Origin of the sequence: Candidatus Pedobacter colombiensis, from assembly GCA_029202485.1 — a bacterium.
Lineage (GTDB): Bacteria > Bacteroidota > Bacteroidia > Sphingobacteriales > Sphingobacteriaceae > Pedobacter > Pedobacter colombiensis.
This window is the reverse complement of record CP119313.1, coordinates 1,721,240-1,745,900: the sequence shown is the minus strand read 5'-3', so window position 1 is coordinate 1,745,900 and position 24,661 is coordinate 1,721,240. Positions and strand designations below refer to the sequence as shown.

General features: G+C 41.3%; 8 protein-coding genes. 5 read left to right on the top strand and 3 right to left on the bottom strand.

What is annotated here, in order from left to right:
- Positions 1-4 precede the first annotated feature (4 nt).
- The 5 genes from P0Y49_07355 to P0Y49_07335 all read left to right on the top strand — a co-directional run bounded on the left by P0Y49_07355 (position 5) and on the right by P0Y49_07335 (position 8,698).
- Positions 5-769 (top strand): GLPGLI family protein, encoded by a 765-nt coding sequence (locus P0Y49_07355; GenBank protein ID WEK20953.1) that lies wholly within the window; start codon positions 5-7, stop codon positions 767-769.
- Positions 770-922: 153 nt separating this feature from the next.
- Positions 923-2,539 carry a CTP synthase gene (locus tag P0Y49_07350; protein ID WEK20952.1) on the top strand — a complete coding sequence of 539 codons (1,617 nt, stop codon included), beginning with the start codon at positions 923-925 and terminating at the stop codon, positions 2,537-2,539.
- Between the two features lie 20 nt (positions 2,540-2,559).
- Positions 2,560-4,359, top strand: a complete 1,800-nt coding sequence (gene yidC, locus P0Y49_07345) for a membrane protein insertase YidC (protein WEK20951.1) — start codon at positions 2,560-2,562, stop codon at positions 4,357-4,359.
- A gap of 152 nt (positions 4,360-4,511) precedes the next feature.
- Positions 4,512-7,364: a prolyl oligopeptidase family serine peptidase gene (locus P0Y49_07340; GenBank protein ID WEK20950.1), complete on the top strand. Its 2,853-nt coding sequence runs from the start codon at positions 4,512-4,514 to the stop codon at positions 7,362-7,364.
- A gap of 62 nt (positions 7,365-7,426) precedes the next feature.
- Positions 7,427-8,698 (top strand): nucleoside recognition domain-containing protein, encoded by a 1,272-nt coding sequence (locus P0Y49_07335; GenBank protein ID WEK20949.1) that lies wholly within the window; start codon positions 7,427-7,429, stop codon positions 8,696-8,698.
- A 52-nt stretch (positions 8,699-8,750) separates the two neighbouring features.
- Here the strand turns inward: P0Y49_07335 and P0Y49_07330 are convergent, their stop codons facing one another.
- From P0Y49_07330 to P0Y49_07320, 3 genes are all read right to left on the bottom strand, one after another.
- Positions 8,751-9,581 carry a TonB family protein gene (locus P0Y49_07330; GenBank protein WEK20948.1) on the bottom strand — a complete coding sequence of 277 codons (831 nt, stop codon included), beginning with the start codon at positions 9,579-9,581 and terminating at the stop codon, positions 8,751-8,753.
- A gap of 95 nt (positions 9,582-9,676) precedes the next feature.
- Positions 9,677-10,675 (bottom strand): type IX secretion system membrane protein PorP/SprF, encoded by a 999-nt coding sequence (locus P0Y49_07325; protein WEK20947.1) that lies wholly within the window; start codon positions 10,673-10,675, stop codon positions 9,677-9,679.
- A gap of 3 nt (positions 10,676-10,678) precedes the next feature.
- Complete coding sequence (locus P0Y49_07320; GenBank protein WEK20946.1) at positions 10,679-24,442, bottom strand: gliding motility-associated C-terminal domain-containing protein; 13,764 nt, start codon at positions 24,440-24,442, stop codon at positions 10,679-10,681.
- Positions 24,443-24,661 lie beyond the last annotated feature (219 nt).

Genomic DNA, 24,661 nt, shown 5'->3' with positions numbered 1-24,661 from the left:
TCTAATGAAGCAACGGATTATCATTTTATTTCTTGCGTGTAGCTGTTTCCTGGACTTAAAAGCTCAGGAGACATTTATCCCCTATGGTAAAATTACATTCGAGAAAAAAGTAAACATGATCAGGAGCCTCGAAAACTCAGGTCTACCGGAAGAAGCCAAAGAGAAAATGCAAAAATACTCCAGTAGCAATTGGGAATTCTTTTTTGACCAGAAAAAATCAATCTATAAACCTACCAAAAAGGAAGCTGAAGATAGTCACGCAGGAATCTTTTCCTTTTGGATGAGCAAACCAAGCAACGAAATCTATACCGATTACAGCAAAAACCGCAGGATACTTAAACGTACGGTAATGGACGACGATTATCTGCTCACTGACACCATTCCACTTGTAAACTGGAAGATTATGCACGACGTAAGAAATATTGCCGGGTATGACTGCAGAAAGGCCATAGGAGTAATTTACGACACCGTATATGTAGTTGCCTTTTATACCGATGAAATTTTATTACCCGGAGGGCCCGAAGGATTTGGCGGTTTACCCGGCACCATATTAGGGCTCGCCATACCTCGCTACAATACCACCTGGTTTGCCACAAAGATTGAAGGTTTTGCCAATCATCAAGCTGAAATTATTCCCCCAACAAAGGGAAAAAAAATTGAAACCGATAAAGATTTAAAGAAACTCATCGAATTATTTACCCGTTACGATCAGCAGAAAAAAGAAAAAGAGGAAGAAGCAAAGAAAAGGCTCTATGGTTTCACACTATAACTTTTTAGGAACTAAGATTTTACCTGTTCTTTTTAACAGAAGTGTTTTTTTATAAAAAGAGCCGCCCTGCTTCGTTTTTATTTGCTAACTTTGTATCCCGTACAAAAACAATAAAGGAGTATTATCACTGCTTTATTTCAGAAAATCAAAAACATGACTAAGTATATTTTTGTTACGGGCGGTGTTACTTCCTCTTTAGGTAAGGGCATCATCTCCGCTTCATTAGCCAAATTATTACAAGCACGCGGCTATAGTGTTACCATCCAAAAGTTCGACCCTTATATCAATATTGATCCGGGAACATTAAATCCTTACGAACATGGCGAATGCTATGTTACCGAAGATGGTGCAGAAACAGATCTTGATCTTGGTCACTACGAGCGTTTCCTAAACGTTCCAACCTCTCAGGCAAACAATGTAACCACTGGTCGCATTTATCAAAATGTAATCAACAAAGAAAGACAAGGCGAGTATCTTGGAAAAACAGTACAGGTAGTGCCTCACATTACCGACGAGATTAAAAGAAACATGCGTTTGTTGGGTGAAACCGGACAATACGACATCGTAATTACAGAACTTGGTGGAACTGTTGGTGACATTGAATCTTTACCCTTTATAGAGGCTGTACGTCAGTTTAAATGGGAAGAAGGTGCTCACAATGCCATCGTGATCCACTTAACGCTTATCCCTTACCTGGCTGCCGCTGGTGAGCTAAAAACAAAACCTACACAACACTCTGTAAAAGCATTACTGGAATATGGTATCCAACCAGATATCCTGGTTTGTCGTTCAGAGCGCCCTATTTCAATAGAGATCCGTAAAAAAATAGCATTATTCTGTAACGTAAACGTAAATGCAGTAGTTGAATCTCTTGATGCTTCTACCATTTATGATGTTCCATTGTTAATGATGAAGGAACAATTGGATAAAACAGTATTGAGCAAACTTAAACTGGCACAGAAAAATGAGCCCGACATGGAGAAATGGAAAGATTTTCTGGGTCGTTTAAAAAATCCAACAGCTGAAGTAAAAATTGGTTTAGTAGGTAAATATGTAGAATTGCCAGATGCTTACAAGTCAATTATTGAATCATTTGTTCATGCAGGCTCAAAAAATGAATGCAAAGTAAAAGTAGAGTATATCCACTCTGAAGGAATATACCCTGACAATGCAAAAGAAAAACTAGCCCATTTAGATGGTGTATTAGTCGCTCCCGGCTTTGGAAGTCGTGGTATTGAAGGGAAAATTGATACCATTCGATATGTAAGAGAAAACAATGTGCCATTCTTTGGTATATGCCTGGGTATGCAATGCGCTGTGATCGAATTCGGTCGCAATGTTTTAGGCCTGCAAGGTGCAAACACTACAGAAATTGATGAAGAAAATGCACATCCAGTAATCAATATGATGGAAGAGCAGAAAAGCATTACTGCCAAAGGTGGTACCATGCGTTTAGGTTCTTATCCATGTGATTTGAAAAAAGGTACAAAGGCCTTTGCTGCTTACGGAAAAGTTCACATTACTGAGCGTCACAGACACCGTTATGAATTTAACAACGCTTATCTGAACCAGTACGAAGAAGCAGGAATGATCGCTTCAGGCATTAATCCAGAGACCAGTCTGGTTGAAATTGTGGAGCTTAAAAACCATCCTTTCTTCGTTGGTGGACAATTTCACCCTGAATTAAAATCAACAGTTGCTAATCCTCACCCACTTTTTGTTAAATTTGTCGCCGCTGCGATGGAGTTTGCGAAGAAAAAAACAAAATAATACGCGTTTAATTAACAATAATGGATAGAAATACGTTTACAGGATTGTTCCTGATCATGATCGTTTTAGCAGGTTCCTTCTATTTCTTTAAGCCTAGTGAGGCCGAAATGAAATCAATTCAGGAAAGAAATACTGCCGATTCACTAAAAAAAGCTGGAGTTGTAACTGCTCCCCCTACAGCTGCTATAGCGGCACTACCTGCGGTAGATTCGGCAGCATTAAAAGGACCTTTCGGGGGCAACATCACAGGAACAGTACAAACAAGTGTTCTTGAAAACGAAAACTTAAAATTAACCTTCAGCAATAAAGGTGGTAAAATTTTATCAGTACAAATTAAAGGTCAGAAGACCTATAATGGAAAACCGGTTATTTTATTTGATGGTGATCAGAACAAGTTTGGGCTGAATCTGAACATCGGTGGTAAAATTGTTAGCACTAACGACCTATACTTTACAGCTACTCAAAATGCAGGAAGCATTAGCATGCGTGCTAATTATGCCGCTGATAAATACATTGAATATGTTTACGACCTGAAACCTAACAGCAGTCAGGTTGGTTTTAACATCAATTTAAATGGTTTAAACCAGGTTATTCAAAACAATACCATCACTTTAAACTGGGAAGCGACCTTACTTGAGCAAGAAAAATCCACTAAAAAAGAGCAGGAACACTCGGCACCTTATTATAAGTATGCAGATAAAAACCCTGATCACCTTAGCGTTGCCAAAGATTCTAAAGAAGATCTTAAAGAAGGTAAAATCCAATGGTTCTCCTTTAAACAACAGTTTTTCAGTGCAGCACTAATCCCTAAAGATGCCTTTGAAAAAGGTGATCTTGAAGTCAAAGTGAGCACGGAGCCTGGTAAAATTAAATGGTATAGCGCAAACATGATCATGCCTTTTAACCAACTAGCTGCACAAAGCTATGGCATGACCTTCTATTTCGGCACCAACAAATTCTCTACTTTAAAAGCTCAGGGACATGAACTTGAAAAACAAGTAGACATGGGTTATTGGCCACTTAAATACATCAATAGATTTATTGTTTTGCCGGTATTTAAGTTTTTGGAGAGCTTTGGCTGGAACTACGGATTGATCATTCTGCTTTTAACTATTATGCTAAAAGTGGCGATGTCACCTTTAACCTATAAATCTTACCTTTCAATGGCTAAAATGAGAATTTTAAAGCCGGAAATGGATGTGATTAAAGCTAAAGTTGGTGAAGATAATCCTACCTTATTACAACAGGAATACCTCAAACTTTATAAACAAGTAGGTGTAAATCCATTGGGAGGTTGTTTACCAATGTTGCTACAGTTGCCTTTTGTAATGGCTTTCTTCTTCTTCTTCCCTAACCTTTTTGAATTAAGGGGCGAATCATTCTTATGGATGAAGGATTTATCTACTTATGATGACTTCATTAAATTTGGTTTCACCCTTCCATTTATAGGTGATCACTTAAGTTTAATGTGCGTATTGATGACCGTTTCTACACTAATCTATACTTATTTCAATAATCAGATTTCTGGTGCTTCAGGCCAGATGAAATACATTGGTTACATCATGCCAATCATTTTCTTAGGCGTTCTGAACAGCTATCCATCAGGATTAAACTATTACTACTTCCTTGCGAATATGTTGACATTTGCTCAGCAGTTCTTAATCAAGTCGATGGTTGATGATGAAAAGATTCACAGAACACTACAGGAAAATAAAGCTAAACCTGCAGAGCAGAAAAAGAAATCAGGATTTAGTGCTAAATTAGAAGATTATATGCGTCAACAGCAACAAGCTGCTGCACAACAAAAAAAGAATAAATAATCGAATTACTTTTATAAAAATGTCCGTATCACACATTAATGATACGGACATTTTTTTTGTTTGAACATCCGCTATTCTTCCCCATTTGTCTCTCTTATTGTAAAATTTGACGTACAAATAGGATATCTGTATAAAAATTACAACTTTTAAGCATGTTAAAAAAACTATTTCCACTTTCACTGTTATTACTTTCAAGCGCAGGTTTTGCGCAAAAGAAACCATTGGATCATACTGTTTACAACAATTGGGAAGCAGTAGGTACAAAACAACTGTCCAATAATGGCTTATGGGCCGCTTACAGCATAAATAAGCAGGAAGGAGACGCTGTCCTATACCTGAACAATCTAATGGCCAACACAAAGCTAAATGTAGCCAGAGGAGCCAATTTGCAATTCAGTAAAGACTCAAAATATGCGGCTTTCGCCATTAAGCCTTTATACATGGATATACGCGAAGGAAAAATTAAAAAGAAGAAACCCGATGAAATGACTAAAGATTCATTAGGGATTGCTAACCTTGGCAATTTGGCAATAGTTAAAATACCAAGAGTAAAATCATACAAAATGCCAGAGGAAGGCGCAGACATAATGGCGTATTTACTGGAAAAACCGTTGGATACAGCTAAAAAAACAAAAGCTGCTGGTACAACGCCATCACCAGACAAAAAAGAAGATAGCGCCATTGCTTTTGCAGAAGAGCCCGAAGCTAAAGGCAAGCAGGAAGGTACAGATCTGATTTTTAAAAATTTAATTACCGGAACAGAACGTACTTTCAAATACGTAACCGACTACAGCTTTAATAAAAATGGCAAACAATTAGTATTTGCCGCTTCAGGTTCAAAAAAGGATAAATCCGCTCCTATGGGCGTATTTCTTTTCAATACAGAAAAAGGAACACTAAAGACATTGGTGAAAGGAAAAGGTAATTTCAAGAGTTTCACTTTTAACGAGGAAGGAGAATATCTTGTGTTTTTAGGAGAAAATAGCCCGGAGAAAAAGGAAATCAAAGATTTTGAAATTTATTATAATTCCCCTACCCTTGATACGGCCCAGGTTTTGATCGACAATGCCATCACCGGCATGCCGGTAAAATGGGCTTTAAGTGGTGATGGTAGTCTAAAGTTCAGTAAGGATAGCCGTAAGTTATTCTTTGGTATTGCACCGATAAAAACACCAAAAGATACCACATTAGTAGATTTCGAAAATGCAAAATTAGATATATGGAGCTATAAAGATGATTATCTGCAACCGATGCAATTAAAAAATCTGGAAAAAGACTTAAAAAAATCATACCTATCATCTTTTGAAGTATTTAGCAGCAACCCGAAAATTGTTCCATTAACGGATATAAAACTACCCGATGCAATGCCGGTAAATGAAGGAAATGTAAATTTTGTACTGGCATCAACTGATTATGGCAACAGAATACAATCGCAATGGAGCGGCGGTACACTAAAAGACTATTACCTTGTCGATACAAAAACCGGAACAAGAAAGAAAATCATTGAAGGATTAAGCGGATCAGCAATAGCCTCTCCTGCCGGCAAATACGTATTGTATTTCGATAAAAAAACATCCAACTGGTATACTTATAATGTGCTTACAGCAAAGGTTACCCATTTAAATAATGGCTTAAGTGTAAAATTTGTCGATGAAGAAAATGATGTACCCGACGATCCTGCTTCATATGGAATGGCAGCATGGACTGAAGATGACAAGTCCGTACTAATTTACGACCGTTACGACATTTGGGAATTTGCTCCTGATGGCAAAAATGCCCCACAAAACATCACTAATGGATTTGGCCGACAAAATAAACTTACTTTCCGCTACGAAAAACTCGATCCTGAAAGCAAGTTTTTAGACAAAAAGGCAACCATCTGGCTAAATACCTTTAACAATAACACTAAAGAGCATGGCTGGTATAAAAAGAACATTGGCAACCGCAGTAACCCTGAGCTTGTAGTGATGGAGAAAATGAATTACTCAGATCTTGTAAAGGCCAAAAATGCCGAACGCTTCATTTTTGATAAGGGGAATTATGTAAACTCGCCAAATGTTTACGTATCCACCGATATGAAGACACAAATAAAACTGAGTAACACCAACCTGCAGCAGCAAAATTACAACTGGGGAACAGCAGAACTGGTAAAATGGACTACACCTAAAGGCTTTAATTCAGAAGGAATATTATACAAACCGGAGAACTTTGATCCGACCAGGAAGTATCCAATGATTGTATACTTCTACGAAAAGTTATCTGATGGTCTTTACAACTATCAACCTCCTGCACCAACTCCATCCAGGTTAAATATTCCTTATTTTGTAAGTAATGGATACCTGGTATTTGCACCCGATATTAGTTACGAAACAGGTTATCCGGGCAGATCCGCCGAAGAATTTATCAACTCAGGTGTTGAATCTTTAAAGAAAAACCCATGGGTAGATGGCAGTAAAATAGGTATCCAGGGACAAAGCTGGGGCGGTTATCAGGTGGCACATCTAATTACCACAACAAATATGTATGCAGCAGCATGGGCAGGTGCCCCAGTGGTAAATATGACTTCAGCATATGGTGGAATGCGCTGGGAAAGTGGCATGAACCGCCAGTTTCAATATGAAAAAACACAGAGTCGCATTGGCGCAACATTGTGGGAAAAACCTGAGTTATATATCGAAAACTCTCCTTTATTTAAATTACCAAATGTAAAAACACCCGTGGTTATTATGGCCAACGATGCCGATGGAGCTGTGCCTTGGTACCAGGGTATTGAAATGTTCACCGGTTTAAGGAGGTTGGGTAAGCCTGTCTGGTTGTTAAACTACAACAATGAAGCACATAATTTAATGCAACGCCAGAATAGAAAAGACATACAAATCAGAGAACAACAGTTTTTTGACTATTACCTGAAAGGTGCAAAAGCGCCGTCATGGATGGTAAATGGTATACCGGCAACAGAAAAAGGCAAAACCTGGGGATTTGAGCTGACTGATGAAAAACCTTAAATTTAAAGCAGGGATATTAGAATCAAAACTTTAAATTTAGCAACTAAACTAAATCATCTTTAATGGCATTAAGTAGAATCTGGTCTGCTTTTATAATTGTTGCAATTGTTGTAGCAAGTATAAAATGTTTCTTTTTTGGACAAACTGATATTTTTAACTGGATGGTGATCGGCAAAGCCGATGATGCTGCCAATCCGTTAAAACTTGACGGTATCATTCAAACTTGTTGGGTTGCTGTAGAGCTTTGTCTTAAGCTCATCGGTATTCTGGCCCTATTTATGGGACTGATGAGCATTGCTGAAAGAGCAGGTGGCATACGTTTATTGTCGAGGATAGTAGGTCCCTTCTTTTCAAAATTATTCCCAGATATCCCCAAAGGACATCCGTCGATGGGGCACATGATCATGAATTTCTCCGCCAACTTATTGGGATTGGATAATGCAGCCACACCATTCGGACTAAAAGCAATGGAAAGCTTGCAGGAACTAAATCCCAATAAAGATGTTGCATCTAATTCACAGATTATGTTTCTGTGCCTTCATGCAGCAGGCTTAAACCTGATCCCGGTTAGTGTTATCGCAATTCGTGCTTCACAAAATGCCTCAAACCCAACCGATATATTTATCCCTTGTTTGATTGTAACCTTCGTAGGTACCATAACAGCAATGATCGTTGTTTCCTTCAAGCAAAAGATTAACCTTTTACAACCGGTAGTCATCGGATGGGTTTTAAGCATTTCCTTTGTCATTGCCTTATTGGTTTTGTACATCACTACCCTTAATGCAGATGGCATCAAATCATTTTCGGGAGTACTCAGTAATGGGCTAATCCTATTCGTCTTTTTAGTGATTGTATTGGGTGGACTTTACAAAAAAATTGATGTATTTGATGCTTTCATCGAGGGTGCAAAAAATGGATTCGATACCGCGATTAGAATTGTGCCTTATCTGGTTGGAATGCTGGTAGCCATAAGCTTATTGCGTACAAGCGGCACCTTTGATGTAGTGATTGGTGGTATAAAAACTCTCTTCGCCTCCTTAGGAGCTGATACACGATTTGTGGAAGGCTTACCAACAGCCTTAATAAGGCCCCTAAGTGGTGGTGCTGCCAGAGGAATGATGGTAAGTACTATGGAAACCTATGGAGCCGATTCTTTTGCAAGCCGACTTTCCGGAATATTTCAAGGTGCATCCGATACCACATTTTATGTAGTTGCTGTTTATTTTGGTGCAGTAAATATAAAAAATACACGCTACGCAATTGGTGCCATGTTGCTGGCCGACTTAGTTGGCGTTTGCACAGCAATAGGCCTTTGCTACCTGTTTTTTGGTTAATTATAATTTAATAACGAGGTATAGCAATAAACGATACCTCGTTATTGATTATTTATTGAGGCATAGCAAAACTAATAGGGATGTTATACTTTACACGAACAAACTTTCCATTCTGAACTCCAGCTATCCATTTTGGGCTGGCACTTAATACCCGCACAGCTTCTTCATCTGTGCCATAGCCCAGTTTTCTTTCTACCTTAATATCTGTAAGCGTACCATTCTTTTCAATGATAAAAGACAAGAACACCTTCCCCTGAATATTATTCTCCTGTGCCATAGCAGGATATCTGATACTTTTTGAAAGGTATTTATAAAACTTATCCATCCCTCCCGGAAATGTTGGCTGCACTTCTAAGGATACAAATACATCATATATTGTATTGTCCTCGGTTGCAACCGCACCAACCGGACCTTTACCTTGCGGGCCATCAATTACAATATTGCCATCAGGTACTCCAAGAACGTCTTTCTGGCCAGGATTTGCATTCGCAAGATCTTTAACCTGTACAGGATCGGTATCGATTACCTTATTATCTTCCACAACAATTGGAGGCGGAAACTTGATTTGATTCTGTTTTGCCGGAGGTGGCTCAACTGCTGCCGGCGGAGGTGTTATTTCCGGGTTTATTGGCGGCGGTGGTTGTAATGCAACAGGTGTTATCTTCTCAGGGGTATCCTCGATGGAATGGTTTCCCTTGATCAGGCTAATGATCTTTGGAGATAAAAACAGCAGGATAAACAATGTTCCTGCGATAAAAAGTGCCCTTGAGGTGTTTGATGAACTTTCCCTCCGCAGTGCGTAAGCACCATAGCTTTTGTTTTTCTGATCAAACACTACATCAAGCCATTCATTGCCAAATAAGTCGATTTTTGAGCCCAACATTGCTTTAAGTTTTAGAGTTAATATTATACCATTAATTTATAGTATTGATGCTAACACTATCGGATTTCCATAAACCAGACAAAGAAATATTTAAATTAAAAAACCCGTGGACAAATAAATGATCTTGGCACCCGTCCAAAAGTTAAGCCCATCGTTAATTCGTGCGAGCCATTAAGATTACTATTGAGTTGACTGGTTACATGGTCATAAGAATAACCGATGCGGAATCGCTCACTTACAAACACCTGTACTATGCCCGAGATAGAGTTTTGTTTGCCTAAGTCCAGTTCGCTGATCTGCTTTTTCCATAAACCAAACCCCGTTCTATACGAAGCACCAATCCAGAGCTTATCGTTAAATATGGTCATAACATTTAAATCCAGACTTGTTGGCCCTCTAAAATCCTCTTTAACCATCAGACTAGGTCTAACCCTCATATCAGGAGAAACATTAACGAGACTACCTGCAATAAAGTATGCATGGCGACTACGAGCAATATTAAAAGATGGCGATCTTGTGATATTAGTTACACCCGATCCAGAAAAAGCATCAAGCAGAGAAAGGCCCAAATAACAGAAATCAGAATTGTAATATACACCAAATCGCACATCGGGTTTTATCCGACTTTCATCACCAATGGCAATGGCCTGATCGCCACCTTCCGAAGTACGTATCATATCCCCACTCAGATTATACTGTACAGCACCTAACCCTATTCCAAAACTTAATCTTTTGGTATCATCACCATCAAGCTGTAAGCGATAGGCATAATTTGCGGTTACAGATGTGGTAAATTGTGGGCCGATCTTATCTGAAGTGATTTGAAAGCCCAGGCCCATTTTTCTATCTCTTGGATCTAAAATACCATCAATAGATATTGATCCCGTTTTTGGCGCTCCTTCTACGCCCACCCACTGCGAACGTAACGCCAATTGGGCAAACCACTCTTCTTTATATCCTGCATAAGCAGGGTTCACACTTAGACTATTGAATACATATTGAGTAAACTGAATATTCTGCTGCGCACTTAACCGTCCCCAAAATGAGCAGAGCAGGAATACGAGAGCAAACATACATTTTACACTTTTCATCATTACTTATCTTTTTATCAATATCCAGCTTCGGCGTGTATCTTCTGATCGGCCTTTCCTCAACTTTAACACGTAAAAATACGTTCCATCATTCAAACCCTTACCATCCCATTCATTTTTGTAATTGAGATTTCTGTAAACCTCATCACCCCATCTGTTGTAAACAAAAAAGCTAACACCCTCATAGTTTTCTAAACCTTTGATAAAGAAGGTATCATTCTTACCATCCCCATTAGGGGTAAACGTATTTGGTATTTCCAAAGGTGGAGGTGCAACATCAATTCTAACCTCGGCAATGTTCGAAGAAAGTCCATTGGCATCATTAATCTTATAGGTGAATCTTTCTACTCCATAAAATCCTTTATTTGGTTTATAAGCTACCCTGCCATCTTTTGTAAGAGAAAGTATTCCATTAGCTGGCAATTGTTTTACATCTATCGTAGTCACATCTAAAGGGAAAAATGCAGGGCGATCATTCAATACAATTGGGACAACCACTTCTTCTTCCGCTTTTGTTGATGCATAATCATCAATCGCCTCGGGATACCTTGTAATGTCTATCACAGTAGGATCATCATTATCGGCTGCTGTCCCCGACACATCTGTAACTTTAAGCCCCTGATTGTTAAATCCATTAACGGTAGCCGTATTGGTAACTGTACCTGCAACTTTTTCGGCCTCAGTAATGGTATACTCGGCAGTTGCCACAAGGGTAACACCCGGAGCAAGTACAGTTTGTTTAAGCGTAATTGGTCCAGGGATTTTAGCATCTGTTAAATCCAGATTTGAAAGGGTAACATTACCTGTATTGGTTATTTTGAAGGTGTAGGTAAGTGTTTTAAACCCGCGATTCATTACACCTGTTTTTACCAATGTGATGGAAGTATTAGTCTGCACAGCGACTTCAGCTGTAGCTGATTTAGGCGATGTATATTCAAGAGAACTTACCTCAGCTGTATTTATAATTTTACCTGAACCATTTAATGGGATACCATTCCTATCAAGATCATTCTGACTAATGGTATATATCCCTTCATAGACCCACGACTCATTTTTTTCCAGGATTCCATTCCCATTATCACCTTTTGGTTGTTTTAAAATTCCACCAAGTAAAGGGTCATTTACCACCACCTGATTGTGATTGGCATTTCCATTATTGCGTACCGTAATGGTATATTTTATTTTATCACCTACAGCCGAAACGGAGCTTTTATCGGCAGTTTTGCTAATCTCAATATCTATGCAAACCGGCACGCTTACAGTGATCGTAAAAGGCTGCCCTGCGCAACCGCCTGTTTCTGCTATTGGAGTTACGGTGTATACAACATTTTGCACTGTTGTAGAGGTATTGATTAGTGTGGCATTGATTATTTTTCCTGTCCCACTGCTTGCACCTGTTACCGCTGTTTGGTTAACCGTCCAGCTAAAGGATGCAGGAACTGCATTTCCACCCTTTACAGTATTGTCAACATTGTTCTGCAGGTTATAGCTGAATGAAGATTGTGTGCAGCTAAGTGGGTTAATGATATCGTTGTAGCCTTTAGGTACACTATTTACAGTAACATTGGTTATAGCAGAAATGCCACTCGCACAACCTGTAGTATTGGTTACTTTAACAGTATAATCTCCGATCTGGTTTACATTATAGGTTTGGTTGGTTGCACCAGGTATCAAGACACCATTTTTGTACCATTGATTCCCTGTTAATGATGACGAGGTAAGTACAACATGCCTACCTTCACAGAATGTTGTTCTGCCACCCGGAGTAATTTCAGGCACTTCAGGATAAGGAACCGCATTTACTTCAACAGGCTGAGATGGTGAGCTGCTACAACCATTTGTATTGGTTACGATAACCATATAATCTCCACTAGTTGTTGCAATATAGGTTTTATTAGTTGCCCCAGGAATGATCTGGCCATCTTTATACCATTGATTACCGGTTGCAGATGATGAAGTTAATACTACTGAACTACCCACGCAGAAGTTAAGTTTGTTGGCATCTACAATGACAGTTGGGGTAACAGGTAAACTATGAACAGTTACCCGTACACTTGCAGATACAACAGCGCATCCATTTTCATTGCTAACGCTAACCGTATAAGTTCCAGCCTCATTTGTTGTATAAGTTTTATTGATTTCTCCTGGAATGATCTGACCATTTTTGTACCATTGGTTACCTGTTTCAGATGATGAGGTCAACATTACTGAACCACCATTACAGAAGATCAACTGATCTGTATCAACAATGATTGTTGGGACAACAGGTAATGCATGTACTACAACTTCTTTGCTTGCAGATACAAGGAAGCAACCACTCGCATTGGTCACTTTAACCGTATAGTTTCCAGTTTCACTGGTTGTATAAATGGTGTTAATTGCACTTGGAATAATCTGGCCATTTTTATACCATTGGTTACCAGTAGCAGATGATGAGGCCAATGTTACTGAGCCGCCTTCGCAGAAGATCAGTTTATCCGCATCTACGATGATTGTCGGAACAGGAGGCAATGCATTTACCGTTAATGTAAACTCATCAGATACAGAACTAAAACATCCATTAGCATTGGTTATCACTACCGTATATTTACCAGCTACTTTTGCATCGTAAGTTTGACCGGTTGCACCCGGTATAGCCGTTCCCGCCAAGTACCACTGATAACCAGTCCCTGCACTAGCAGTTAAAACAGCAACATCACCTTCACAAATAACAGCAGTCCCAGTAATTCCTGGTTTAGCTGGCAACGCATTCACCGTTACATCTATTTCGTTAGATACCGGACTGGCGCAACCATTGCCATTGGTCGTGATCACAGTGTACTTTCCACTTGCTGTTGCCGTATATGTTTGTCCTGTTGCACCAGAAATCGCAGCACCATTTAAGTACCACTGGTTACCTGTTGACACATCTGAACTTAAAACAACTTCGCCACCAGCACAAAATACTGTAGTAGTTCCCGCAGTAATCACAGGAGCAACAGGTAAAGGATTCACCGTTACATCTATTTCGTTAGATACCGGACTGGCGCAACCATTACCATTGGTCGTGATGACAGTGTACTTTCCACTAGCTGTTGCCGTATATGTTTGTCCTGTTGCACCAGAAATCGCAGCGCCATTTAAGTACCACTGGTTACCTGTTGCTACATCTGAACTTAAAACAACTTCGCCTCCAGCACAGAAAACCGTAGTTGTTCCCGCAGTAATCACAGGAGCGACAGGTAAAGGATTCACCGTTACATCTATTTCGTTAGATACCGGACTGGCGCAACCATTGCCATTGGTCGTGATCACAGTGTACTTTCCACCGGCTGTTGCTGTATATGTTTGCCCCGTTGCACCAGAGATCACAGCACCATTTAAGTACCACTGGTTACCTGTTGCTACATCTGAACTTAAAATAACTTCGCCACCAGCACAGAAAACTGTGGCAGTGGTCACACTTACAACTGGCGTTGATGGCAACGGATTTACCGTTACATCTATTTCGTTAGATACCACGCTAGCGCAACCATTGCCATTGGTCGTGATAACGGTATACTTTCCACTGGCTATTGCCGTATAAGTTTGCCCCGTTGCTCCAGAGATCGCCGCACCATTTAAGTACCACTGGTTACCTGTTGCGACATCTGAACTTAAAACAACCTCGCCTCCAGCACAGAAAACTGTGGTAGTTCCTGCAGTAATCACAGGAGCGACAGGTAACGCATTCACCGTTACTTCTATTTCGTTAGATACCGGACTGGCGCAACCATTACCATTGGTCGTGATAACGGTATACTTTCCACTAACTGTTGCCGTATATGTTTGTCCTGTTGCACCAGAAATTGTCGCACCATTTAAGTACCACTGGTTACCTGTTGCTACATCTGAACTTAAAACAACTTCGCCACCAGCACAGAAAACCGTAGTTGTTCCCGCAGTAATCACAGGAGCAACAGGTAAAGGATTCACCGTTACATCTATTTCGTTAGATACCGGACTGGCGCAACCATTACCATTGGTCGTGATCACAGTGTACTTTCCACTAGCTGTTGCCGTATATGTTTGTCCTGTTGCACCAGAAATTGCAGCGCCATTTAAGTACCACTGGTTACCTGTAGCTGCGTCAGAAGTTAAAATAACTTCGCCACCAGCACAGAAAACCGTAGTTGTTCCCGCAGTAATCACAGGAGCGACAGGTAAAGGATTCACCGTTACATCTATTTCGTTAGATGCCGGACTGGCGCAACCATTACCATTGGTTGTTATAACAGTGTACTTTCCACTGGCTGTTGCCGTATATGTTTGTCCTGTTGCACCAGAAATCGCAGCACCATTTAAGTACCACTGGTTACCTGTTGACACATCTGAACTTAAAACAACTTCGCCACCAGCACAGAAAACTGTGGCCGTAGTCACACTTACAACTGGCGTTGATGGCAACGGATTTACCGTTACATCTATTTCGTTAGATACCGGACTAGCGCAACCATTGCCATTGGTCGTGATAACGGTATACTTTCCACTGGCTGTTGCCGTATATGTCTGCCCTGTTGCACCAGAAATCGCAGCACCATTTAAGTACCACTGGTTACCTGTTGACACATCTGAACTTAAAACAACTTCGCCACCAGCACAAAATACTGTAGTAGTTCCTGCAGTAATCACAGGAGCAACAGGTAAAGGATTTACCGTTACATCTATTTCATTAGATACCGGACTGGCGCAACCATTGCCATTGGTCGTGATCACAGTGTATTTTCCACTGGCTGTTGCCGTATATGTTTGCCCTGTTGCACCAGAAATCGCAGCACCATTTAAGTACCACTGGTTACCTGTTGACACATCTGAACTTAAAACAACCTCGCCTCCAACACAGAAAACCGTAGTAGTTCCTGCAGTAATCACAGGAGCAACAGGTAAAGGATTTACCGTTACATCTATTTCATTAGATACCGGACTGGCGCAACCATTGCCATTGGTCGTGATCACAGTGTACTTTCCACCGGCTGTTGCTGTATATGTTTGCCCCGTTGCACCAGAGATCACAGCACCATTTAAGTACCACTGGTTACCTGTTGCTACATCTGAACTTAAAACAACCTCGCCTCCAGCACAGAAAACCGTAGTTGTTCCCGCAGTAATCACAGGAGCAACAGGTAAAGGATTTACCGTTACATCTATTTCATTAGATACCGGACTGGCGCAACCATTGCCATTGGTCGTGATCACAGTGTATTTTCCACTGGCTGTTGCCGTATATGTTTGCCCTGTTGCATTAGGGATAGCTGTTCCGTTTAAATACCACTGGTTACCTGTTGCTACATCTGAACTTAAAACAACCTCGCCTCCAGCACAGAAAACCGTAGTTGTTCCCGCAGTAATCACAGGAGCAACAGGTAAAGGATTCACCGTTACATCTATTTCGTTAGATACCGGACTGGCGCAACCATTACCATTGGTCGTGATCACAGTGTACTTTCCACTAGCTGTTGCCGTATATGTTTGTCCTGTTGCACCAGAAATTGCAGCGCCATTTAAGTACCACTGGTTACCCGTAGCTGCGTCAGAAGTTAAAATAACTTCGCCACCAGCACAGAAAACCGTAGTTGTTCCCGCAGTAATCACAGGAGCGACAGGTAAAGGATTCACCGTTACATCTATTTCGTTAGATGCCGGACTGGCGCAACCATTACCATTGGTTGTTATAACAGTGTACTTTCCACTGGCTGTTGCCGTATATGTTTGTCCTGTTGCACCAGAAATCGCAGCACCATTTAAGTACCACTGGTTACCTGTTGACACATCTGAACTTAAAACAACTTCGCCACCAGCACAGAAAACTGTGGCCGTAGTCACACTTACAACTGGCGTTGATGGCAACGGATTTACCGTTACATCTATTTCGTTAGATACCGGACTAGCGCAACCATTGCCATTGGTCGTGATAACGGTATACTTTCCACTGGCTGTTGCCGTATATGTCTGCCCTGTTGCACCAGAAATCGCAGCACCATTTAAGTACCACTGGTTACCTGTTGACACATCTGAACTTAAAACAACTTCGCCACCAGCACAAAATACTGTAGTAGTTCCTGCAGTAATCACAGGAGCAACAGGTAAAGGATTTACCGTTACATCTATTTCATTAGATACCGGACTGGCGCAACCATTGCCATTGGTCGTGATCACAGTGTATTTTCCACTGGCTGTTGCCGTATATGTTTGCCCTGTTGCACCAGAAATCGCAGCACCATTTAAGTACCACTGGTTACCTGTTGACACATCTGAACTTAAAACAACCTCGCCTCCAACACAGAAAACCGTAGTAGTTCCTGCAGTAATCACAGGAGCAACAGGTAAAGGATTTACCGTTACATCTATTTCATTAGATACCGGACTGGCGCAACCATTGCCATTGGTCGTGATCACAGTGTACTTTCCACCGGCTGTTGCTGTATATGTTTGCCCCGTTGCACCAGAGATCACAGCACCATTTAAGTACCACTGGTTACCTGTTGCTACATCTGAACTTAAAACAACCTCGCCTCCAGCACAGAAAACCGTAGTTGTTCCCGCAGTAATCACAGGAGCAACAGGTAAAGGATTTACCGTTACATCTATTTCATTAGATACCGGACTGGCGCAACCATTGCCATTGGTCGTGATCACAGTGTATTTTCCACTGGCTGTTGCCGTATATGTTTGCCCTGTTGCATTAGGGATAGCTGTTCCGTTTAAATACCACTGGTTACCTGTTGCTACATCTGAACTTAAAACAACCTCGCCTCCAGCACAGAAAACCGTAGTTGTTCCCGCAGTAATCACAGGAGCAACAGGTAAAGGATTTACCGTTACATCTATTTCGTTAGATACCGGACTGGCGCAACCATTACCATTGGTCGTGATCACAGTGTACTTTCCACTAGCTGTTGCCGTATATGTTTGTCCTGTTGCACCAGAAATTGCAGCGCCATTTAAGTACCACTGGTTACCCGTAGCTGCGTCAGAAGTTAAAATAACTTCGCCACCAGCACAGAAAACTGTCGTGGTACCAGCAGTAATCACAGGGGCGACAGGTAAAGGATTTACCGTTACTTCTATTTCGTTAGATACCGGACTGGCACAACCATTACCATTGGTAGTAACCACAGTGTATTTTCCACCAACTGTGGCTGTATAAGTTTGCCCCGTTGCATTAGGAATGATCGCTCCATTTAAATACCACTGATTTCCGGTAGCCGCATCAGAACTTAGAATAACCTGACCACCGGCACAGAAAACTGTAATAGTTCCCGCTGTAATCACAGGAGCAACAGGCAATGGATTCACAATCACATCAATTTCATTGGATGCAAGACTAGCACAACCATTACCATTGGTAGTAATCACAGTGTATTTTCCACCAACTGCGGCTGTATAAGTTTGCCCCGTTGCATTAGGAATGATTGCTCCATTTAAATACCACTGATTTCCGGTAACCGCATCAGAAGTTAGAATAACCTGACCACCGGCACAGAAAACGATAGCGCCACCGGCACTAATTCCAGGTGCAACAGGTAAAGGATTTACAGTTACTTCTATTTCATTGGATGCAGGACTAGCACAACCATTACCATTGGTAGTAACCACAGTGTATTTTCCACCAACTGTTGCGGTATAAGTTTGCCCCGTTGCATTAGGGATAGCCACTCCATTTAAATACCACTGATTACCTGTTGCAACATCTGAACTTAAAACAACCTCGCCTCCAGCACAGAAAACTGTGGCAGTGGTCATACTTACAACTGGCGTTGATGGCAACGGATTTACCGTTACATCTATTTCATTAGATACCGGACTGGCGCAACCATTGCCATTGGTCGTGATCACAGTGTATTTTCCACTGGCTGTTGCCGTATATGTTTGCCCTGTTGCACCAGAGATCACAGCACCATTTAAGTACCACTGGTTACCTGTTCCTACATCTGAACTTAAAACAACTTCGCCTCCAGCACAGAAAACTGTGGCAGTGGTCACACTTACAACTGGCGTTGATGGCAACGGATTTACCGTTACTTCTATTTCGTTAGATACCGGACTAGCGCAACCATTGCCATTGGTCGTGATAACGGTATACTTTCCACTGGCTGTTGCCGTATATGTTTGTCCTGTTGCACCAGAAATCGCAGCACTATTTAAGTACCATTGATTTCCGGTAGCCGCGTCAGAAGTTAGAATAACTTCGCCACCGGCACAGAAAACGATAGCACCACCGGCACTAATTCCAGGTGCAGCCGGCAATGGATTTACAGTCACCTCAATCTCGTTAGAGGCAGGACTAGCACAACCATTACCATTGGTAGTAACCACAGTGTATTTTCCACCAGCTGTTGCGGTATATGTTTGTCCTGTTGCTCCAGAAATTGCCGCACCATTTAAGTACCACTGGTTACCTGTTGCTACATCTGAACTTAAAACAATTTCGCCACCAGCACAGAAAACTGTGGTTGTTCCCGCAGTAATCACAGGAGCGACAGGTAAAGGATTTACCGTTACATCTATTTCGTTAGATACCACGCTAGCGCAACCATTGCCATTGGTTGTGATAACGGTATACTTTCCACTAGCTATTGCCGTATATGTTTGTCCTGTTGCACCAGAAATTGTCGCACCATTTAAGTACCACTGGTTACCTGTTGCTACATCTGAACTTAAAACAACTTCGCCACCAGCACAGAAAACCGTAGTTGTTCCCGCAGTAATCACAGGAGCAACAGGTAAAGGATTTACCGTTACATCTATTTCGTTAGATACCGGACTGGCGCAACCATTGCCATTGGTCGTGATAACGGTATACTTTCCACTAACTGTTGCCGTATATGTTTGTCCTGTTGCACCAGAAATTGTCGCACCATTTAAGTACCACTGGTTACCTGTTGCTACATCTGAACTTAAAACAACTTCGCCACCAGCACAGAAAACCGTAGTTGTTCCCGCAGTAATCACAGGAGCAACAGGTAAAGGATTTACCGTTACATCTATTTCGTTAGATACCGGACTGGCGCAACCATTACCATTGGTCGTGATCACAGTGTACTTTCCACTAGCTGTTGCCGTATATGTTTGTCCTGTTGCACCAGAAATTGCAGCGCCATTTAAGTACCACTGGTTACCCGTAGCTGCGTCAGAAGTTAAAATAACTTCGCCACCAGCACAGAAAACCGTAGTTGTTCCCGCAGTAATCACAGGAGCGACAGGTAAAGGATTCACCGTTACATCTATTTCGTTAGATGCCGGACTGGCGCAACCATTACCATTGGTTGTTATAACAGTGTACTTTCCACTGGCTGTTGCCGTATATGTTTGTCCTGTTGCACCAGAAATCGCAGCACCATTTAAGTACCACTGGTTACCTGTTGACACATCTGAACTTAAAACAACTTCGCCACCAGCACAAAATACTGTAGTAGTTCCTGCAGTAATCACAGGAGCAACAGGTAAAGGATTTACCATTATATCTATTTCGTTAGATACCGGACTGGCGCAACCATTACCATTGGTAGTGATAACGGTATACTTTCCACTAGCTATTGCCGTATATGTTTGCCCTGTTGCACCAGAAATTGCCGCACCATTTAAGTACCACTGGTTACCTGTTGCTACATCTGAACTTAAAACAACCTCGCCACCAGCACAGAAAACTGTCGTGGTACCAGCAGTAATCACAGGGGCGACAGGTAAAGGATTTACCGTTACTTCTATTTCGTTAGATACCGGACTGGCGCAACCATTACCATTGGTAGTAACCACAGTGTATTTTCCACCAACTGTGGCTGTATAAGTTTGCCCCGTTGCATTAGGAATGATCGCTCCATTTAAATACCACTGATTTCCGGTAGCCGCATCAGAACTTAGAATAACCTGACCACCGGCACAGAAAACTGTAATAGTTCCCGCTGTAATCACAGGAGCAACAGGCAATGGATTCACAATCACATCAATTTCATTGGATGCAAGACTAGCACAACCATTACCATTGGTAGTAATCACAGTGTATTTTCCACCAACTGCGGCTGTATAAGTTTGCCCCGTTGCATTAGGAATGATTGCTCCATTTAAATACCACTGATTTCCGGTAACCGCATCAGAAGTTAGAATAACCTGACCACCGGCACAGAAAACGATAGCGCCACCGGCACTAATTCTAGGTGCAACAGGTAAAGGATTTACAGTTACTTCTATTTCATTGGATGCAGGACTAGCACAACCATTACCATTGGTAGTAACCACAGTGTATTTTCCACCAACTGTTGCGGTATAAGTTTGCCCCGTTGCATTAGGGATAGCCACTCCATTTAAATACCACTGATTACCTGTTGCAACATCAGAAGTTAGAATAACCTGACCACCGGAACAGAAAACGATAGCACCACCGGCACTAATTCCAGGAGCAACAGGTAATGGATTTACAGTCACATCAATTTCATTGGATGCAGGACTAGCGCAACCGTTGCCATTGGTAGTGATAACGGTATACTTTCCACCAGCTGTTGCGGTATAAGTTTGTCCTGTTGCACTCGGGATGATCGTTCCATTTAAATACCACTGATTTCCGGTAGCCGCATCAGAACTTAGAATAACCTGACCACCGGCACAGAAAACGATAGCACCACCGGCGCTAATCCCTGGTTTAACTGGTAATGGACTAATCACCACTGAAACCCGTGCAGAACTCTCAGAGCATCCACCAATGTTAGTAACAACAACGGAATAATCACCAGATGTCGCAGCTATATATTCCTGACTAGTTGCTCCACTTATGGCATCATCCCCTAAGTACCATTGGTAGGTAGTAGCCGGATCAGATTTTAAAGTTACGGTATTACCTATACAAACTATTAGTGGCCCATGAATGATATTAGGTACAGCAGGGAATGCGATAACTACAACCTCTGACTCTTCTGATTTAGTACCTAAACAACCAAATGCATTTGCAACAGCTACGCTGTATTTGCCCGCTGCACTGGCATTATAAGACCTTTGGGTCGCTCCTGGGATAATTGCCCCATTAAAAAACCATTGATAACCAACAGCTCCTATAGCAGAAGACCTAAGCTGTACACTTCCACCCTCGCAAATATATTTGCCACCTAATATGATGTTCGTATCTGGGGGACGCACATTCACCACCAACGTGATCTCGTTCGAGGTTGTTGAACAACCAGACGCTGAAGCAATAGCAACCCTGATCTTTTTTCCATGATAAGCCAGCGTAATGGCCGGAATTTTAAGCGCTGAGGTCGTGGCACCAGTAATGTCAGCACCATCAACAAAGTTCTTCCAAACTCCTGCCTCTTCATACTGCCATTGATAAGTAGTCCCAGACGAAGTCACAGAAAACACGGCATCAGTCCCTTCACATGCGGGTGTCGCTACTGGCTGACTGGTAATTGAAGGAAGCGGATTCACACGTATAATTGCTGTGGTCGTTTCCTTTTCACTATTTAGCGTTCCCAGAGTGAAATCATAAGTTCCCGCAGCATTGATCCCACCAGAAACTTTAGTTGTTCTATTAGCCGTGGTATAAGTATTATCTAGAAGAGCAGGTACTATTCCTATAGTTCTGGGCGAAGTTCCACCAAGAGATAATATATATTCAATTGGTCTTATTTGTGCGCCAAAACACAGTTCCTGTGGATCAACAGTATTGTACTTTATATTGTTGCAATCCGACATCCCGGTTCCGTTATAACATTCCGCATGGGGATCGGTAGGAGAAACGGAATTAGGATCCGTTGCATCAGGATCCGTAACATCTGCCGGTCTTAAAATACTAGCCTCTACTGCAAGCAGCTTATTAAAAAGTGTGGCGTCTACTTTTCCGACAATAACAAACTCTACTACGGCCTGGTTGGACAAGTTAAGTAAACTTTTATAGCTGCCCCCGACCGCTGTAGTATTTTTAACCACAGCTGTACCACCGGATGTCGTATAATTAATAGTGCTAATTTGAAACCCTAGAGGAGCTTTAAAGTTGAAAAGTGCATCATCGACAGCACTAGGGCCATCATTCTTCACACGAATTGTATAAGTAAGCTGTTGGTTGGAATAGTAGGAAGTGACAGTTGGCTTAATACTTTCAATCATTAAGTCGGCAGTCTTTATCGTGATGTTCATCGGTTGAGATTCCTCACTACCTTGTATATATGCCCAGGTATCCATTGACCTGTTATCTCCAAAACTAACAGATCCGGTGCCGCCATTAGAAGTATACAACCCCCATTTATGTCCATTTACCCTGCTTGATATTCCGGTAACCGTATTGGTAACAGGATTAGAAGATTCCTTATTTGCAGGTCCGGCCCCTGTAATGTCCACATCATTCCAATACACCTTATCACTATAAATCCCCTCGTCAGTCGAAGTAGTCACCACATTATAATTTAAGGTATTATCTGTTAATTCTATGATTAAACCCTGGGGATTGATTTCCATATCAATGTACGGAAAATGTACTTCTGCCGATAAAAGCTTTGTTTTAAGCTGACTTAATGGAGTACCGGCCGGAACAAATACTCCATTTGCATCTTTTCCATCCCAAAAAACAGAATTGTTGCCAACAGCTGCCACTCCTACAATTACCCTATCGGCACCGGATGCGACAGGGATAGTGATCTTGTAAGTCCCACCTGTGGTAGATTGGAAATTAATGTATGCACCTTTTCTACTTACCTGACCGAGTGTCCCTTCAATCCCACGCACTTCTAAAGCGCTAATTTTTGGCAGAACTGCCGTATTTTTCAACCAGGTAGTAGCATTAGCAGTACCGGATACAAACATCGGAGCACTGGCAGGTAAATCAGAATTTGGTCTACTATAAAAAATTTTGTGCGTCACATTATTTCCGTCGTCAGGACTGCGTGGGTCATGAGTAAAAGCCATAACGTCGGCCTGCGTGGAAGCATTTAAACTTTTATAAGTTGGAATAGAATTAACAGCAAAACCGTTGCTGTTGGAAAAGAAAGTAAAGCCTACACCATTATTACCATTAGTTTGAACTCTATATGCCCTACCATCCTTTGTCAGGATATAGTGGGTTGCATAATAAGAGCTCTTTTTCTCAAAATTTGCATTAATGAGGAGGTTTAGAACATTTGTATATGTTCTTCCTGGCATCCATGTGGTTCCACTCCTTACAGAAACATCCCATGCCGCAATTAGATTCCCATTGCCAGTTCCTGTAATGGCCTGTGTCCAGTTGGCGTCAGCCAATATATCCGGAACCGAAACTGTGTTATCACCTGGTATTCCCTTTGGTGCAACAAATTCGACCTTCCAAACCCCTTCCGTAGCTGCCGTAACTGTAATAAAATAAGGAGTATATCTATTACCAGCGGCTCCTACCCCATTGTTTGGCCCCGCAAGTTCTTGAGTCCTGTTTTTTATAAATCCAGCTGTTGTAACTGAACCACTGGTATATGATTTTCCACTAGGATCCGTAATATTAATAGTACCACTCCCCTGTCCCTGAGCACTTGACGCAACAGCTATTTCTTCTCCGGCTTTTGCATAGACATAATGGGTACCTTGAGTTTTAAATGGCCAGGAATCTGTATTGGCACCATTAGTTGCGCAATACAAAAAAGCCCGGTTGCCAGTAGCTCCAGAAGGATATAACTCCCGACTACCATCAGCAAAAACGCTCGATAAATTGATTAAAGAAAACAAAAGAAAAAATAGACCAAAAACATTCCTGTTAATGGAAGCAATATCAGATCTGAGCAGCTTTAAGATAGAAGTTAACACACTAATTTTCTTAAAAGTTTAATTAGATTTACTACTCTCAAATTAATCAGAATTTGTGTGATTTTTTAGGAAAAACTGTTCAAAAGAAAAATTTTTAATAACAATTAGGCCAAAAATTATCAACACATCAAAAAAACATCAAAATACCGCTTTAAATCAATAAAATAATTTTTCAAGCAAATTATCAAGAACGAATCAAAATAAAAATACGGGTAATTT

Bases quoted from the DNA above. Each gene is read 5' to 3' on its own strand.
- yidC (WEK20951.1), top strand. From the start codon at position 2,560: ATGGATAGAAATACGTTTACAGGATTGTTCCTGATCATGATCGTTTTA.
- P0Y49_07335 (WEK20949.1), top strand. From the start codon at position 7,427: ATGGCATTAAGTAGAATCTGGTCTGCTTTTATAATTGTTGCAATTGTT.
- P0Y49_07325 (WEK20947.1), bottom strand. From the start codon at position 10,675: ATGATGAAAAGTGTAAAATGTATGTTTGCTCTCGTATTCCTGCTCTGC.
- P0Y49_07355 (WEK20953.1), top strand. From the start codon at position 5: ATGAAGCAACGGATTATCATTTTATTTCTTGCGTGTAGCTGTTTCCTG.
- P0Y49_07330 (WEK20948.1), bottom strand. From the start codon at position 9,581: ATGTTGGGCTCAAAAATCGACTTATTTGGCAATGAATGGCTTGATGTA.
- P0Y49_07350 (WEK20952.1), top strand. From the start codon at position 923: ATGACTAAGTATATTTTTGTTACGGGCGGTGTTACTTCCTCTTTAGGT.
- P0Y49_07340 (WEK20950.1), top strand. From the start codon at position 4,512: ATGTTAAAAAAACTATTTCCACTTTCACTGTTATTACTTTCAAGCGCA.